The 17,439-nt window shown below is 60.1% G+C and carries 10 protein-coding genes and 3 pseudogenes; 9 read left to right on the plus strand and 4 right to left on the minus strand.

Annotated elements, in window-relative coordinates; translation table 11 throughout:
* Positions 1-25 precede the first annotated feature (25 nt).
* The 3 genes from J1D76_RS22975 to J1D76_RS22985 are packed head-to-tail and all read left to right on the plus strand — an operon-like array spanning position 26 to position 2,607.
* A complete protein-coding gene (locus J1D76_RS22975; RefSeq protein ID WP_421140625.1) occupies positions 26-1,255 on the plus strand; it encodes a hypothetical protein in 1,230 nt (409 codons plus the stop codon).
* A 59-nt stretch (positions 1,256-1,314) separates the two neighbouring features.
* The gene (locus J1D76_RS22980) at positions 1,315-2,058 is read left to right on the plus strand and encodes a molecular chaperone (protein ID WP_421140626.1); all 744 of its coding nucleotides are present in this window, start codon (positions 1,315-1,317) and stop codon (positions 2,056-2,058) included.
* Positions 2,059-2,112: 54 nt separating this feature from the next.
* Positions 2,113-2,607, plus strand: a complete 495-nt coding sequence (locus J1D76_RS22985; protein WP_421140627.1) for a CS1 type fimbrial major subunit — start codon at positions 2,113-2,115, stop codon at positions 2,605-2,607.
* A 39-nt stretch (positions 2,608-2,646) separates the two neighbouring features.
* On the opposite strand, the gene J1D76_RS22990 is transcribed toward J1D76_RS22985, so the two are convergent.
* The 3 genes from J1D76_RS22990 to J1D76_RS23000 form a co-directional block, all read right to left on the minus strand.
* On the minus strand, positions 2,647-7,305 hold the full coding sequence (locus tag J1D76_RS22990; RefSeq protein ID WP_421140628.1) for a dermonecrotic toxin domain-containing protein: 4,659 nt from the start codon (positions 7,303-7,305) through the stop codon (positions 2,647-2,649).
* Between the two features lie 172 nt (positions 7,306-7,477).
* Entirely contained in the window at positions 7,478-10,603 is a 3,126-nt protein-coding gene (locus tag J1D76_RS22995) for a transglycosylase domain-containing protein (protein WP_421140629.1), read from the minus strand.
* Positions 10,604-10,889: 286 nt separating this feature from the next.
* Positions 10,890-12,014, minus strand: coding sequence for an OpgC family protein (locus J1D76_RS23000; RefSeq protein ID WP_421140630.1), 1,125 nt, complete (start codon positions 12,012-12,014; stop codon positions 10,890-10,892).
* A 249-nt stretch (positions 12,015-12,263) separates the two neighbouring features.
* Here J1D76_RS23000 and J1D76_RS23005 point away from each other — a divergent pair.
* Together J1D76_RS23005 and J1D76_RS23010 are read left to right on the plus strand one after the other, a co-directional pair.
* Positions 12,264-12,371: pseudogene (locus J1D76_RS23005) on the plus strand (GtrA family protein); the annotation flags it as partial.
* Positions 12,372-13,880: a glucosyltransferase domain-containing protein gene (locus J1D76_RS23010; RefSeq protein WP_421140631.1), complete on the plus strand. Its 1,509-nt coding sequence runs from the start codon at positions 12,372-12,374 to the stop codon at positions 13,878-13,880.
* Between the two features lie 25 nt (positions 13,881-13,905).
* Here J1D76_RS23010 and J1D76_RS23015 read toward each other — a convergent pair whose 3' ends face one another.
* Positions 13,906-15,525, minus strand: a complete 1,620-nt coding sequence (locus J1D76_RS23015; protein ID WP_421140632.1) for an FMN-binding glutamate synthase family protein — start codon at positions 15,523-15,525, stop codon at positions 13,906-13,908.
* 277 nt (positions 15,526-15,802) lie between these two features.
* Here J1D76_RS23015 and J1D76_RS23020 point away from each other — a divergent pair.
* From J1D76_RS23020 to J1D76_RS23035, 4 genes and pseudogenes are all read left to right on the plus strand, one after another.
* Positions 15,803-16,002: pseudogene (locus J1D76_RS23020) on the plus strand (carbon-nitrogen hydrolase); the annotation flags it as partial.
* A 132-nt stretch (positions 16,003-16,134) separates the two neighbouring features.
* On the plus strand, positions 16,135-16,578 hold the full coding sequence (locus J1D76_RS23025) for an NUDIX hydrolase (protein ID WP_421140633.1): 444 nt from the start codon (positions 16,135-16,137) through the stop codon (positions 16,576-16,578).
* A gap of 23 nt (positions 16,579-16,601) precedes the next feature.
* Positions 16,602-16,694, plus strand: a pseudogene (locus J1D76_RS23030) (LysE family translocator); the annotation flags it as partial.
* 32 nt (positions 16,695-16,726) lie between these two features.
* Positions 16,727-17,224 carry a GNAT family N-acetyltransferase gene (locus tag J1D76_RS23035; protein WP_421140634.1) on the plus strand — a complete coding sequence of 166 codons (498 nt, stop codon included), beginning with the start codon at positions 16,727-16,729 and terminating at the stop codon, positions 17,222-17,224.
* Positions 17,225-17,439 lie beyond the last annotated feature (215 nt).

Consider the following 17,439-nt stretch of genomic DNA (forward strand, 5'->3'; position numbering starts at 1 on the left):
GCTGCGAACTATCAATGAGGGAATCATGAATCCAAAGATTTTTTGGCTGGGGCTGCTGGCGGCGTTTGCCAGCCCTTCGGCAGGGGCGGTGACCCAGGAGATCAGGGCGTTGTTCACGCCTGACTCCGCCAACCCTCACCGTAACGAGTTCGTCAACAAGACCCCTTCCACCGGTTACTGCGAGTACTACCCCGAGATATGCCGTAACAGCAATACGTTCAGTCTGCGCTTGCTGACCAAGGTCGAATCCATAAGGGCAATGCAGGCCAACGCCGATGCTCGCGGGAGTGCGATGTTCAAGGTGCCGGGAGGCTGGCGTCGATTGACCATCATGAATGTTGAGACGGGGGAGGCCGAAATTGTCGAAGTGCGTGTTGCCGGTATTGGGTCCAATTACGTATTGAGCGATACGGCCAGCAATCTGACGGGTGTATCGGACGCAGGAGAAGCGCACAACCGTTTGTGGCAAGGCGCTGCTTGGGTAAATGCTGCGCCGCCTTGTGTGTCTACCGGGTTAGGCTTTTATGGGGCAAAGAGCTTCGCCTTTTTCTGGAAAGTGCCCGATGAGAGGGCTTGCACCAAAGTCGCCAGTTTTGACATTCCAGCGATGACCTATGGCTATCTGGATTTTGCATACGAGTTGCGTACGCCTAACCCACTGAAGATGTCTTCAGGGTTCTACACCGGCAGCCTGAATTATCGCCTTGGTCCAGGGGGCGATTTTGATTTCGGTGACGTCATGATTCCTGACGATCCGGACCTGACGCTGGATTTCGTGCTGGAAGTGCAACACACGCTCAAGGTCGACATCCCCCCCGGCGGCGAAAAAGTCCAATTGGTCCCGGCGGGCGGCTGGCAAAGCTGGTTGCACGCGGGGCGTAAACCTGTGCGTTTGTTTCGGGACCAGACGTTCAATATTTCGGCCAGCTCACGCTTCAAGATGTATCTGATTTGTCAGTACAGCGATGGCAGAAGATGTTACTTGCGTAACCCTCGATGGCTCATCGATGTACCCCTGGACGTTCGGGTAAGTTTACCAGGAGGCCTCACTGACGTGAGTGGTCGGCCCGTCCATCGCCAGGAACTGATGACAGAGAGCGGCGCAGTGGCGTTTCAGCCGGGTCAGTACGTTGATCGCAAACCTGGCACCCTTCATTTCGAACTCGGCCCGAAGGCGCTCGAAACGGTATTTCTACCCGGAATAGGCAATCACTACTCCGGCAATGTCACGGTCATTTGGGATTCCGAAGTCTGATGGGCCGCGCAGCGATGGCTCGTCCCGCGGTTGCATTCAATGTCAGGAGATTCAAGGGTATGAAACGTCTATGGGCACTGTTGGTTTTCAGCGGATTGTCAGCCGGCATCCAGGCCGGACCACAAATCAACGTCGGCACGGTCTACGACTATCTGGACAGCGACAAGAGTACCTACCTCAAGCGCGTGTTCAACAGCGGCGACAGCACCGCGTTCGTCAAGGTCAGCATTCTGGAAATTGTCTACGACGCCGATGGCGGTCACCGTGAAATTCCGGTCAAGACCCAGGCGGACGGCAGCGGCCGGGATGGCTTGATGGCCAGCCCGGCACGGCTGATCGTGCCGGCCAAAGGCATGCAGGGCACACGCTTGTTGCACATGGGCGAACGTGACACTGAACGCTACTTCCGCGTGCGCTTCGTGCCGGTGGTGCCGGAAAAGGAAGACGAATTCGCTGTGTCGAGTGAAGAACGCGATGCCTACAAAGAAAACCTGTCGGCGGGGGTCAACGTGATGACCGGATTTGGCACGGTGTTTTTTGTCCGGCCAACAAACAGTCGCTTCGACAGTGTGATCGATGACAGTGCCGGTGTTTATCGGCTACGCAATAACGGCAATACCGTGGTGTTGATCGATGAGTTTCGCAACTGCTCACTGAAAATCGAAACCGAGTGTGAGCCGACCACCAAGCACCACATTCTGGCGGGCAAAACCTTTGAATTCGCCAAAAAACCTGGTCGCGAGTACCGCTTCAACCTGGTGGAGGGCGCCTCTAAAAAGGAGCTGCGCATCGCCAGCCAGTGATGCCGGGAGACGTGAGCCAATTCGCGATTTTTTTTGAAGCAGCAGGTACCTGAGATGATCAAGCAATCGACCATCGCTGCATGGATGAGCGTGATGGCGCTGATGAGTGCACAGGTTTATGCGGCCAGGGAAGAGCACACATTCGAGGTGTCGGTGGAGATTCCGACGCTGGGTTTCTACATCATTCCGGCCGAGATGAACTGGATACACCTCGAACAGACGTTGCCGTGGAACATCCATACAAAAACGCTGGAGGGGCTGCGCAAGAACTTTGACGTCAAGCATGACACCAGTGCGATTGAAGCCCGACTGGAAGCAAAGGCGTACCTGTCCAACGGACGTGACGAGCAGAACATTTATTTGCGCGTCAGTTTCAACGGCAGGGAACTGAGCCATGACCCGCAACCGCGGGAAGTACTGAGCGCCGCGCAAGCGGTCGCCGGTGGTCGCTTCCCCTTGGAAATCGTGCCGAAAGTGCCTGTCGGCGGGTACAAACCGGGGATTTACTACGGCAATGTGCAACTGATTTTCATCGCCGCAGCGCCTTGATTCGCGGCAGCCTGACGCTTCAGGCTGCCGCGGTTCACCTTATGGCGTTAATTGGCCTGCTTTGCGCAGGGCATCTCGGGTCAAACGTCTGAACAGTTGTTTTTCTGCATCGCCCAGGTCGACGAGCAGCCGGTCGAAGGCGCTATCGCTGATGGGCTCATCGGCAAACACCACTGACTCTGCAACAGGCAGATCAGTGATCAACTCCCTGAGTTTGTTTCGCAGCCCGGCTTTCTCAAGATCAGTCGATTTGAGCCACTTGAGCTGGGTGGCAGGCAGTGTTTCCAGCTTCTCGTATTTGCTTTGGAAGAGTTGTTTGTTCGTCTCGATCTGGATGGGCCAGGTTTCATCCAGGTAACGCCTCCAGAAGTCCTGTTCAAGCATTGCATTGATCAGGCCGTCGCCTTCGCCCAGGGCCAGCACCGTGTCGTACGCCTCATCGATCATGGTTTCGGTGACGCCGGCAACCGGTCGATACAACATGCCTTCCGATTGCCACGGCAGGTTCAACCGTGAGGCAAGACCCGTCTGGTACGCCAGGTAGATTTCGACATCATCCGGGGTGCCGCCACGACTGGCCACATCGGCCCGGGCGATTTCGTTGACGTGCTCCAGCCGTGCAGCGCCTTTGGCCAGGGTCACCAGTTGGCGCTGAAGCAGCGCCGGATCGGTGGAGAACGAATAGGCCTCGGAGGCGAGCACGCGAATGCCCATGCTGTTGAACAACTGCGCGCCGGCATCGGCACAATCGACCGGGGCAATGGCCATGGTGTAGAGCTGCTCGCGCAGCTGAGTGTCGATGTATACGGCGTCGACCATGCGTGCAATGCGCTGGACCAATTGTCGGCGAGCAGGTCCGCCAGCTTCATAGTCCGCGGAGCGTTCCTGCTTGAGCAAGACGTCGAGAAATGCAAAGGACTGAGGGTCGTCGGACAGTTCCCGGAAAGAGGCGATCCGTTCTACTCCAAAGCCGGGCACGTTGGCCCAGTCACCGGTTCCGGCGCCGTAGTTCATCGGATGAGCAATCACCAATGGCTCGGGCGGCAAACCGACTGAGCGGCGAATCTCCTGGTAACGCAGTTGATTGGACTCCGACAAATTACCGACGTTGAGGCGGGTGCGGGCAATCACCCAGGCGCCTGGCCTGCCGGGCACCACATCGGGAATGACACTGAGCGGGTTGTCGCGCAAGTCCAGCAGGAACCCCCTTGGACGGGTTTTGGCCAGGGTGCCTTCGGGCCAGGTGCTCAGGCCTGTGTTTTTCAACGCGACCAGTTTCAGCCTGGGCATACGACCAATGTCCGGCGCCATCGCCAGGGGATTGTCTTCGAACTTGAGAATTTCGAGGAAGGTCAGTGGCTTGAGGCGCTGCACCGCATTGGCGTCGAACACCATCTGGTTATCACTCAGTTGCAAGCGTTCCAACCGGTGCATGTTGCCGATGCTGTCGGGCAGCCGTTTAATTTCGCACGTTCGGGCACTGAGTTCGCGAAGGTTGGGGAAGTCTTTCAGCAGGCCAGTGAACTCGCTGGAAAAGCGAGTGTTGTCGAGCTTGAGCACAGTGACTTTGTCGAGGAACTTTCTTAGCTCGGGAGGACGCTTTGACCACCAGGTTTCCAAGTCCAGAGGCAGCAGTTCCCTGGACAGGTCGAGGGCATGGTTGTCCGGGTCGAGACGGCTGCCAAGCCCGGTTTTTTTTCGCTCGAAACAATCAATAAGGCGATCGGCGATATGCTGTCCGCCGCCGTCAAGAAACGCGTTGCTGCCAGGCCCCCACGTTTGCGGTTGCTGGTATTCCCATCGGTTGAGAATGACGCGCAGCTCATCGAGCTCATCTTCGCGTTGCTCAATCGCCCTCAGTGCGTTGCCTTTTGCGATCAGGGCGTCGGCAAATGATTCGACTTCGTCGTCGCTGAAGTCCGAGTACAGGTCCTGAACGCGCTGTTGCAGCGTTTCACCGCCTCTGCTGGTGAACGCGCCTCGCACCAGCAAGAGAGTGTCGTGCTCGGCCACCGCGCGAATGGGAGGCGTGGCGAGCACAGCCCGGCGCTCACTCGGTGTCTCGGTCTTGGCGATGAGCCACTGCCTGAACAACGCACTTTCGCGCGGTCGATAGCCCAATTTTCTTTGCCCATCCTTGCCCATGGCCTCAAGCAGGGCAGGAATAAAGTTATCGGCGGCACTGATCTGCTGATTCTCGGCATCACGCACTTCATATTGTCCGGATTCATGGCGAACCATGACCCGCACCTGTGCTGCGTCCTCCGGGCCAGCACTGCAACGCAGTTCACCGTCGACGGTGCCCTCGCGGATTTCCAGGCGCAGGTTGCCGAAGACATCGGCTTGCGTGCGTAAAGTGCCCAGCACCAGCCGTTCAGTGTCGATGTTGAGCAAGGCGTCGTGGTACAGGCCCTGGGCGGCGCGGACAGCCCGGGTTTCAAATTGAAGTTCGCGTGCCTGGCTTTTCAGGCGCAGCGGCAGGCGTTTGGTCTGCGTCATCTGCTGGCGCTCGGAGGCGCTGGCGCCAGCCTGGATTTTTTCCGCGACGGTTTCAGGCAGCTCGGGAAACTCAAGGAAGAGGGCAGCTGTTTCGGGGGGCAACCCGGCAGACGAATTGACCGCTGCTCCCAGTCGTTGCAGGGTGTCAGTCAGCAAGGGCGGCGGCGCAGCGTTGTCCAGGTGTACCCGGCGCAGTGCCGCTTCGTCGGTGCCACTGATCTGGCGAATCCGTTCCAGTTGCGTGTCGCTAAAACTGTCGGTGGCATACCCGAGTCGACGCATCAGTGTCGAACCCTCCCATTCGCGCGGGTTTTCCGTTTCACTGATCCAGGCCCCCTGGCCGTTATGGCGCAAGGTCGGGGCGTATGCGTCGGGGCGTTGCGGATGGCGGATGCGGTGTTGCCCGGTGGCGGGGTCTATTTGCACTTCGTAGAGTTTGTCATCGAGCCGCAGCAACTGTTGGTCCTGATGCTGGTAAATACCTGATCCATCGCGCCTGGCGCCTGATGGCAGTGATCCACCGGGTTTTTCGTAGGGCCCCAGGTCCGGATTCCACAATCGCGTGCGCCCATCCGCCGTTTGTACCGGTTTGAGGCCTTCGAAGAACGGCGAGAGTTTCGCCCGTGCAACATTGCCGATGGCACCTGCCGCCGCGAAGGCGCCCAACTGGACGATGCTTTCCAGCACATTCAGGGTTTGTTCTGCCGCCTCGGCAACCTGACCTTCGGCCAGATCGACGACACCCTCGACCACCTCTTCAGTCAGCTGATACGCGGTGTAGGCCAGCATCAGCGTGCCCAGGCCGGGGACAAACGGGATCGCCACGAAAAGCGCGGCGTTGAAAATGTCCGAGAGCATTTTTTCCAGGTTATCCCACCAGGCCCAGCGGGCCATGCGATCGGCGTACTCGGTGGAAATCGCGATCTCGCGCGCGTCGTTGAGAATCTTGTTGAGCTGGCGCTGGTAGCTGTAACCCCAGAGATCCCTCTCGGAGGCGACCTCTCGGTCGGCGAGGATGCTCAAAACGCTGAATTTCAGGTTCGGGGCGGCCACGGGTGTTTCGCGCCAGGTAGGCAAGCTGGTGCCGGGTGGCACCGACTGCCAGGTGATTTTGCTCAGGCGGTCATTGAGCCCGGAGAAGAAATGCCCGCGTTGCTCATGGGCCACGAACTGGCTGAAGTACTGTTGATAGCTGTTGCTGGAAGATCCATCGCGTAACTGGCGTGTCAGTTCGGCCATGAAATCGAGCGCTGACGGGTACTGTTTGAGCGGGTGCTCCGGGTCGTGGGGCACATACGCCATGACCGGGACAGGCGCTGTGGAAGAGGCGGTTTCTGGAACGATCAGCACAATGCCGGCCAGGCGTGTGTCCATCATGGACAGGCTGTAATAACCAACGGGCTGACCCTGCCATTGCGCATGCGAGGGATCGTCGAGCATGCCCTGCACGGCGTCATGGGCCTGTTGGTCGATGTCCCTGTTGATCAGTGCCATGTGTGCTGCCACTTTCAACGCGCTTTTCTGGCTGCGAATGACGATGTAGCGCAAGTAACTGCTCGCCACCGGGTTGGACGACAGCAAAAACTCATTGAGATGCCGCTGGTATCGGGCACCGATGTTCAGTTCGCGGCACAGTGATTTGAATTGATCGATGCTCAGTTTGTGCTTGAGGCGCTTGACGGCAAAGTGTCCTCGCGTGTCGGGACGGCTGATGAATTCGGAATCTGGGTGAAAGGTCTCATCGTGCGAAAAATTGTGCAGGGCGGCGTCCAGCAGCGAGACGGTGCGGCTGGTGGTACCGCCTGAAAAGTCATGCACCCACCAGGAGGTTTTCACCGGTGCATACAAGCGCAGCCAGGTCTGCTCGACATCGTCGTCGACGCCGAAGCGCTCTTTCAGTGCCTGTTGCAGGATGGGCCGGGCAAATGCGTAGACGTCCTGCAGTTCGCCCAGGGCGCGATCGACCTCGTTCTGCGCAGTCCAACTGAGCTGGAGGCTGTGCTTGAGTCGTTGTTGCAGCGCCTGGCTGGCATCGCGAATCGGATCTGGCAGGATCACTCTGTCGGCTTTCAACTGATTGACGCGCGCGATGGACGTGTCTTTGAGCCAGGAAGGGAGGGCCTGCCTGATCTGTTCGAAGTGGATGCTTTTATCGGCAAGGTCATTGGCAAGCGAGTCGGGAATAAAAGGATTGGGCATTGTCTGATCGTCCGTTGATCAATATTGGAACGGACAGACTAGGTACGCGAGACCCTCGAAAAAAAGCGCAAAAAATGGTTGGGAAAGGGGCTGGTTTTGCCCCAATCCGCGCAAAACCAGGGAGTGAACAATAAATAATTACCGCCACCCCGGACCAGGTTTTTGCTACGGGCTAGCGCACCGCCGTCGCCTGGGTGGGCTGGCACAGGGTGTGGGTGCCCGGTTGCAGGTACGGCGTCAGGATCGGCGCCATGCCCTTGAGTACCTGCACCGGCAATGCCGAGGTGAAGGTGAAGGCTTCCGCCGAGCGGCCCGGTACGAAGGCGGTCAATGTGCCGAAATGGTGATCGCCGATATAGAACACGAAGGTGGCGGTGCGGTTGAGGGATTTTGAGCTGAGGATCCGCCCGCCGGAACCGATGGCTTCAATGCGGTTGTCACCGGTGCCTGTCTTGCCGCCCATGGCCAGCGGGCTGCCGTCGGCCAGTTTGAAGCTGCCGGCCACGCGTTTGGCCGTACCGGCATCCACCACTTGTGACAGGGCTTCGCGCATGGCCGTGGCCACCTCGGAAGGCATCACGCGTTTGCCGACGTCCGGGTCGTTGATCAGCTCGGTTTCATATGGGGTGTTCGCCGCAAAATGCAGGCTATCGATGCGCAGTGTCGGCATGCGCACGCCATCGTTGAGGATGGTGCCGATCAGTTCGGCCAGGGCCGCAGGGCGGTCGCCGGAGCTGCCGATGGCGGTGGCCAGCGACGGCACCAGGTGGTCGAACGGGTAGCCGACTTTCTGCCAGCGCTGGTGAATGTCGAGGAATGCCTCGATCTCCAGCATGGTGCGGATGCGACTGTCGCGGGCACCCTTGTGCTTGCTCTTGAACAACCAGCTATAGACCTCCTGGCGCTCGAATTGGCTGGCCTTGACGATGTCGCCCCACTTGGCATCGGGGTGGTTGAGCAGGTAGCCCATCAGCCACAGGTCCAGCGGGTGAACCTTGGCGATGAAGCCCTGGTCCGGCAAGTCGTAGGCGCCGGGGCTGTAGGCTTCGTAGAGTCGCACCAGGCGCTCGTCAGTGAGTTTGTCCGTGGCTTTATCGGTGGGTTTGGCGCCCTTGAGGTGCGAGCGCACGAAGGTGTTGAAGCTTTCCTGGCTGGCCTGGGGCAGCAGGTAGCGGTGCACGGCGGCCATTCGGATCGGGGTCGGGCGCATGCTGTCGAGGAAGGTGTCGAGGCGGTCCTGGGTGTCCTTGTTCTTGTACTTTTTCCAGAATTTGAGCAGGAACGATGTGCCTTCGCGGTCAGCGAAGTTGGCCAGGTATTCCTGGCGCCGCGGGTCGCTGTCGTCCTTGAGCAACTCGGCGCTGTTGTTGGGGCCGGAGTAGGTGGTGTAGCGCACCAGGTCGCGCATCAGGCGAATGAACGGCAGGTTGATCGACTCGCGCAGGGCGTCGCGCAGGGCCGGAATGCGACCGTTGTCTTCCTTGCGGAAGTTATGGAACACGTGCAGCCCGCCGCCGGTGAAGAACGCCTCGCCGGGGCTGGCAGAGTATTTGCGGTCCAGGGCGGCGCCAAGCATTTTCTGCAGGTCGCGGTCCTTGTTCTCGATCAGGTAGTCGACCACCCATCGACTCAGGCGATCCTGTTCCGGCACGTCGACTTTCTTCAGTTCAGGGACGGTCATGCCACCATATTTGTCGTGCAGTTCAGAGATGATTTGCAGGTAGGTGGTCAGCACGCGCATTTTCGCAGTGGAGCCCAATTCCAGTTTGCTGCCTTCGTTGATATCGAACGGCTGGTCGGTGCTGTCGGTCTGCACGCGCACGCGCGAGCCGTCGGGGGTGAGTTCGAACAGCGTGAAGCTGTAGCGCACTTGCGTGGTACTGGTGGGCGTCAGCAGGCGTTCGCCGATCAGGCCCAGTTTCGCGGCGACGGCCGGGTCGGCCAATTCCTTGAGGTACTCGGTGGCCTGGGTTTGCAGTTCGCCTTGCAGGGTGCTGGTGGCTGACAGGTCGAGCCGGTCGAGGTCATATAACGGACGGTTGAGCATCCCGGCCAGACGGCTGCGCGCCACGCTGATGCCCTTGTTGGTTTCGATCGGCTGGATCGTCGGTTGGGTCGCCCAGTCGCGGTAAGTCACTTTGCTGGCCAGGGCGGCGGCGGCGAATGGGGCGTCGATCACGTTGTTCTGCGCCAGCAGGCGGATATGGCTGTCGGTGAGGTCGGCCAGTTCGTCGTGACCCTTGGTCAGGTAGTGCGAGGGGCGACGCTGGGCGATCATCAACGAGAGCATTTCGCGCAGGGCCAGGCCCTTGTCGGCCATGGTCTTTGGATCCGTGGCGGGGCTGTTCAGTGCCTGGTTGGCGCTGTCGAAATCGGAGCCGTACCACACGCGCAAGCCTTCAGCCATGCCATGCACCTCACCGTGGCCCGGTACTGCCGACAGCGGCACGCTGTTGAGGTAGTCGCGCACCACGTTTTGTCGGGCTTCGAGGGTTTGTGGTCCGGCCTGGTAGGCGCGCACGGTGGCGGAAACCATCTGGCGGATCTTCTCCGCGCCATTGACCGTCAAGCCATCGGGTGAATGCCGGTACTTTTCCAGTTGCGTAGCCAGGGTACTGCCACCAGCGGATTGGCCGGGCACGTGCAACAGCTTCGCCACCTGGGACCACGCCGCCATGCCGAAGCGTGGCCAGTCGACGGCGGGGTTGGCCAACGGTTGCTTGGGATCGAGCAGGAAGCGGTTTTCGATGAACAGCAGGCTGTTGACCACCACTGGCGGGATCGAGGCAAAGGTCGAGTAAAGCTGTTGCGGATAGTTGTACTGGTACAGCGGCGCGGCGCGGCAGTCGGTAATCGACAGGCCGGCCTGGATTTTCTCGGCGTAGGGCACGAACAGGCCCTTGTCGCTGTACTTGAGCAGCTCTGGGGAAAACCGGGTTTGTGCCTCGACGACAAAATCGCGCTTGATCAGGCGCGGCAGGAATTCATCCAGCGAGCTGTAGCCCAGGCGCCGGTCGAACGGGCCGTCGCCCGGATAACGAATGGCATCGCTGGGTCCTGGCTTGAGCTCATAGCTCAGGGACGCCGCGTACTTGCTGACTTCCCGGGCCTGAAACCTCGAGGTGCGCATCTCCCTCGCGGCGGCCAGCCCCACGACAATCGCAATGATCAACAGCAATAGCCAGAACGCTCCCCATCCGTGCCGCGAACGACGGGGTTTTTCAGGTAACGGCGCTTCATCCACACCTTCAGTCGGGACCACGGTTTTACTCGAATCGGTTTGCCACAAAGCGCCCATAGTCGACTGATCCATTCACGCAGATTGATCGGACTTGACTGAAGCTTAGACGGTGGTTGGCGAGGGTGAAAAAAATGTGCAGGGCAAATTGATACACGGACACCTCAATTATCAAGCCAATTGAAGCAGTTGTGGCGAGGGGGCTTGCCCCCGTTCGGCTGCGAAGCAGTCGTAAATCCGGTAACCACGGTGTGCCAGACCAATCTGGTTTGCAGGTTTTAGCACAGCTTCGCAGCGCAACGGGGCGGTGCGGCGATCCGACAAGCCCCCTCGCCACAGGGAGTGGTTAAGCGACGACTACCTGCTTTGACCCCGTCAACCGCTTATTGAACGCCAGCCACGCCCCGAGCAATGCCATCAACCCGGCCCCGACCAGCGCGGTAAAAATCTGCATCGCAAACGCATCGTCGGTCATCGCATTGACCATGTCCGCCAACGGCGCCAGCAACACGCCCAGGCAGAAGATCTCCAGCGAGAAACGACCCATGCGGCAACTTTGCTGGGCCAGCCAGTTTTGCGTCCAGCCGTTGTCGGGTAGCAGTTTCGCGGTGACGTAGGCCAGCGCCAGGAAGTGCAGCAGGCGCGCCGGTGACAGGTTGGTCTTGCTGATCGGGTACAGCAGGTTTTGCAGGCTCGCCGGCACCACGGCATCGTGCAGGTCGGGCCAACGCCACAGAAGGGTCAATGCACCCGCGACCACGACGTATAGCGCCGCACTGACAAACAACGGCTGGCGCAGCAATGGGCGCGTCTCGGGCAAGCGCGGGCGCTGGCTGTGGATCGCCGCGGCGCCGCCCAGCACGAACAGCAACTGCCAGGCCACCGGGTTGAAGTACCACACGCCGTCCTTGATCGCCGCCAGGTTCCAGCCCGCCAGCGGCACCATCAAGTACAGCGCCAACGACATCGCGACCACCACCCAGGCCTTTCGCACCAGCAACGGCAGCACCAACGGCAACCCGGCGAGCAGCACGATATACAACGGCAACGGGTCCATCAGGTTCGGCTTGAAGCGCAGCAGCAGCTCATCGATCAAGGCTTGCTGCGGGTTGCTGATGAAGTGATGCATGCCCATTTCCTCCACCAGGTCCCGTGTTTCCACGTGGCTGTTGGCGAAGAACACGATGCCCATGAGCATTGCCAGCAAGAAGATATGCACCACATAAAGCACCCACGCACGACGCAGGATTTTCACCCAGGCGATCAGCAAGCCTTCGCGCGCCAGCACCTTGCCGTAGGCCAGCAGGGCCGCATATCCAGCCAGGAACACAAAGACCTCGGCCGCGTCGCTGAAACCGAAGTTACGCAGGGTGATTTGGCCCAACGGGTTATGGGGCACGTGATCCCAGAAAATGAAGATCAGTGCCAGGCCTCGAAAAAAGTCGATCCGGTGATCGCGCGCTAACGTCATGACAGCAGGCTCGTAACAGCGGGTGAAAAGGGGATTGGCCGCGGATCAAAAAAACCACGCGCCCCATCGGCGGCGCGCAGGGTGGACTGATTCGTCGGCAATTGCAAAGTCGGGATATTACCGGATGTCACGGCTGTTGCCGCCAGGCCCAACCGCTGGTCTGAAAGGGCCGTCAACCTGTGATTTCTGACAGTAGCCAGACTCAAATACCTGTGAGTGGCCTAACGTTCCGAAGCGGGTGCTCCCCACGGCCGATCAGGCGACGTCTGGCGATTGCGCGGATTGCTCACCGTGGCGTTGTGTTTGGCGCTGAGCCTTGGGCTCGGCTTCCTGTTTTCCAGATGCAGGGTGATTCGCATGGGCCGGTTCAGCGACTTCTTCGTCCGCGAATTGAGCCGGCATCAGGTCTGGCGGCTTTTCCTGTTCGCAACCTTGCTGTATGTCCTGCCGCTGATCCTCGCCGATTTTCCCTATATCGATGACAACTGGCGCTCGCTGGCGGCAGGCACGGCATGGGCCGAACAGGGGCGTTTGTTCACCCAGCTGTTCTACAACGTCCTGACTTTCAGCGACGGCGCACCGAACATTTTTCCCTTGCCCCTGCTGGTTGCCACGCTGGTCATGGCGTCAGCGCTGACGGGCCTGACGTTCCACTACTTTCCCCAGCCCAGTGTCGCGTGCTGCCTGGTGCTGTTGCCGCTCTGGTACAACCCGTTCTTCCTGCAAAACCTGTCCTATCAATACGACGGCCCCGGCATGGTCTTGAGCCTGGTGGCGGTGATCTATGCGATCACCTTTCGTCACCCGTGGCGCAGCGTGCAATGGCTGGTGCCGTCGTGCCTGATTGCGCTGGCGCTGGGCCTGTATCAGATCAGCCTGAATGTGTTCCTGGGCCTGTGCTGCCTGGAATTGCTCAGGGCGGCCAACGACAAAACGACTGCGTTGCCATGGCGCGATCTGCTGGGCTGGAGAGCCGCCCAACTGGTCCTCGGCGGCTTGATCTACAGCGTCAGTGCCTATCCCTACACGGACGCGAATCGCACGTTGCTGCTGGACTGGACGGCGCACCCCGGTTTTCAAATCCAGATCAACATGGCCCGGGTCCTGGAAAAAGTCGCTCTGCTATTCCATGGCGGATGGCTCTGGATCTTCGCTGGTTTGCTGTTGTGTGCGATCGCCGGGGCGGTGCAGCTGGGTTCAACAGTGGCCGCGCGACAGGAACGCAGGCCGACGAAGCTGTTGATCGGGCTGATGTGCTTGCTGACATTACCGGTGGTGACGTTACTGGTGTCGGGTGTCGCGTTAGTGTTTCGTGACTTCAACGAAGGTGCCCGGACCTTGATGGGGTTCGCCGTGTGGCTCGTGTTGTTGTTCTATTTGAGTCATCTGGCGCTGGCATCGATCCATGCACGGCTGCCGTTGTTGTTGATGGTTCCGCTGCTGGCCATGTTGTCGCTGTCGTTCGCCTATGGCCGGGTGCTGACGCTGCAGAAAAGCTTTGCGGCCACAGCGCTGGCCAGCCTCAGTCATGACATCGCCAGCCATCCGCGCCTGCGCGAGGCCAAGCGGATCTATATCTCGGTGACCTATTCCGACCATTGGCTCGTGGCGGCGGCGGGTTCCTTCAAGCAGACGCCGGTGTTGCATTACCTGCTCAATGTCGATTACTACATGCTGGCCGAGAATCTGCCGACAGCGGGGATCAGCAACGTGGTGTCCGAGCGCGAGCGGCGCAACGCCACGCGCGTCGGCTATCAGGGTTACCCGCCGCTGGTCGACAGCCAGTTCTACCGGATCTACCTGATCGGCGATTACGGTTTTGTCGTGATGAAGGAACCGGCCCCGATCAAGACGCTGCGTTGGTGACGTGCGACGACAGGGCCGGCAAGGGTCAGGCGGCGGCGACTTCGTTGGGCTCGAAACTGTCGGCCCGCGCCATCTGCCACATCCGAGAGTAGAACTCGCCGTTCACTTCTCCGGTCAGCAACTCGCCGGGCTTGAGGAACACGTGCAGCTGCGAGAACAGCTTGATCTCGGTCGCCGACATGCGTCGCACAAGATGCTTGGCGGACAACTGCGACGGGTGTTCGAGGCCGGCGGCAGCGAGCATTTCCGCCAGGGCCTTGAGGGTACTGCGGTGGAAGTTGAACACCCGCTGGGCCTTGTCCGGCACCACCAATGCGCGTTGGCGCAGGGTGTCCTGGGTGGCAACGCCGGTCGGGCATTTGTTGGTGTGGCATGACTGCGACTGGATGCAGCCGATGGCGAACATGAAACCACGCGCCGAGTTGGCCCAGTCGGCACCGATGGCCAGTACGCTGGCGATGTCGAAGGCACTGACGATCTTGCCGCTGGCGCCGAGCTTGATCTTGTCCCGCAGGTTCAGGCCCACCAGGGTGTTGTGCACGAACAACAGGCCTTCGCGCATCGGCACGCCGATGTGGTCGGTGAACTCCACCGGCGCCGCGCCGGTGCCGCCTTCCTTGCCGTCGACGACGATGAAGTCCGGCAGGATGCCGGTCTCGAGCATGGCCTTGGCAATGCCCATGAACTCCCACGGATGGCCGAGGCAAAACTTGAACCCCACCGGTTTACCGCCGGAGAGTTCACGCAGTTGCGCGATGAAATGCATCATTTCGATCGGCGTGGAAAACGCACTGTGGCGCGATGGCGACACGCAGTCTTCGCCCATCAGGATGCCGCGGGTCTCGGCGATTTCCTGGGTCACCTTGTGCTTGGGCAGGATCCCGCCGTGGCCGGGCTTGGCACCCTGGCTCATCTTGATTTCGATCATCCGCACTTGCGGCGTTTGCGCCTGCGCGGCGAAGCGTTCCGGGTCGAAGCGACCGTCGCTGGTGCGGCAACCGAAATAGCCGCTGCCCAGTTCCCAGGTCAGGTCGCCACCGTTTTCCCGGTGATAGGGGCTGATGCTGCCTTCACCGGTGTCATGGGCAAAGTTGCCGAGCTTGGCGCCCTGGTTCAAGGCGCGGATGGCATTGGCGCTGAGAGAGCCGAAACTCATGGCCGAGATGTTGAACACCGACGCCGAATACGGCTGGGTGCACTGCGGGCCGCCGACGGTGACGCGGAAACTGCTCGGGTCGCTCAACGGCGCCGGGCGCATGGAGTGACCGATGAACTCGAAACCCGCCTGGTACACATCGATGAGTGTGCCGAAGGGTTTGTCGGCGGTTTCGTTCTTGGCCCGCGAATACACCAGCGAACGCTGGGCGCGGGAGAAGGGCAGGGCGTCGCTGTCGGATTCGAGCAGGTACTGGCGGATTTCCGGGCGGATGCCTTCGACCAGGTAGCGGATATTGCCCAGGATCGGGTAGTTACGGCGCACCGCGTGCGGGCTTTGCAGCAGGTCGAACACGCCGATCAGGCTGAGGACGCCGGTGACGGCGGTGATTGGCCAGAGCCAGTCATAGTGAAGAAAGGGCAGGCTGGCGAGGGTGAAAATCACGCAGGCGGCAAAGAAGGCGTAGCGGCTCAGGAGTGACAGGCTCATACGGTTTCCTTGGGTTCGGACTCAATAAATGTGGCAAAACACAAAACACTGTAGGAGCGAGCTTGCTCGCGAAGTCGGTGTGTCATTCACCCTAGATGTCGACTGAACCACCGCTTTCGCGAGCAGGCTCGCTCCTACAAAAAACGCAGAATGTTCCTCAGGTCATTCAGGCAATTTGTGCCTGGAGAAAAATCGAAAACAGCTCGGACTGGGCATACTGGCGCACAGACACCGACCGGGCAATCTTTCTACCGCCCGGCCCTAACAAGGATTACCCATGAAGGTCGAACTCGCCCAATTGGCAGGCCGTGACAACAACATAGCCTACAACCTCGAACGCACCCTGGCGGCTATGCCGCGCGTGCAGCCGACACGCCGTTGATCCTGTTCCCCGAAAGCCACTTGATGGGCTTCCTTTCGGCGCAGTCCGTGACCGATGTCGCCGAGGCGCTGGACGGCCCGTCCGTCAGCGCGGTCAAACAAAAACGTGGGTAGGACATTTCCGGGGTTATAGGCAGACGGTTCCGGTCTTTAACGGGCTGCAACGCTTGGCCGAGTGACGAGGGCGTGGGATTCTGTGTACCCCTCAATTTGGACTCTGGGTCAACAATGCTTTCTTCTACCGATGTTTCACTCAACCCTTGCGGGATTATCCGCATCGCCGCCGCCCTGTTGATCGGCCCAGACGGCCGCACGCTGCTGGTGCGCAAGCGCGGTACCACGGCGTTCATGCAGCCGGGAGGCAAGATCGAGCCCCATGAGTTGCCGGTGCACGCACTGGCCCGTGAGCTGGAAGAAGAGTTGGGCCTGGAGATCGACCCGGCGCAAGCCGTGTACCTCGGGCATTTCTCGGCACCGGCGGCCAATGAACCGGGTTTTGTCGTGCACGCCGAACTTTTTCAGCTGAACATTGAGTCGGACGTCACCCCGGCGGCGGAGATCGAAGAGGTGATCTGGATCGACCCAGCCACTGACGGCGGTGTCAGCCTGGCACCATTGACACGGGACCTGATCCTGCCGTTTTATCGAGCATCGCTGACCGCGATTGCCTGACTCTCACGCCTAGGACTTCACCCATGATCCCACTTCAGGACCTGCTGATTTTTGCTGCCGCCGCGTTGCTGATGGTGCTGACGCCGGGGCCGAACATGATCTACCTGATCTCCCGGCTGATGCTTGTGCAAAAGCGGATGGCCTGAACATGTGGATCGAACGGCTGGATGCCAGCCATGCCCTGGACTATCGGGCACTGATGCTCGAAGCCTACGACTTGCACCCGCAGGCCTTCACTTCAAGTGTGCGCGAGCGGGCGGCGATGCCGCTGAGCTGGTGGGAGTCGCGCCTGACCAACAAGCTGGATGTGGTGCTCGGGGCGTTTGAAGAGGGTCGCCTGGCCGGCATTGTCGGCCTCGCGTTCGAGCCGCGGGAAAAGGCCCGGCACAAGGTCACGCTGTTCGGCATGTACGTGACCGCCAGCGTCCGCCAGCGCGGGCTCGGCCAAAAACTGGTCCAGGCCGCATTGGCCGAGGCGCGACACCATGCGGGGTTGCGCCTGATCCAGCTGACCGCCACCGCCGGCAACGAAACCGCGTTCAAGCTCTACCAGCGCTGCGGTTTCGCCCAGTTCGGTCTGGAACCGATGGCGGTGCGGGTGGGGGAGGATTACTTCGACAAGCTGCACATGTGGCGCGAGCTCTAAATTCGCCATAACCACCTGTAGGAGCCGGCTTGCCGGCGAAAGCGGCGGTTCGCTCAACAACAATGTGTCCTGATACACCGCCTTCGCCGGCAAGCTGTTGTGGCTCAATATTTATGGACCATGATGTAGGAGTATCAACCTAAGGAAGCATCATGGGATTTCGGATCGTTACTGCCGAAGAGAAGGCGGAAGCTGTGCGCTTGGTCGTGGAAATG

Source organism: Pseudomonas sp. NFX15 (genome assembly GCF_049132105.1).
Lineage (GTDB): Bacteria > Pseudomonadota > Gammaproteobacteria > Pseudomonadales > Pseudomonadaceae > Aquipseudomonas.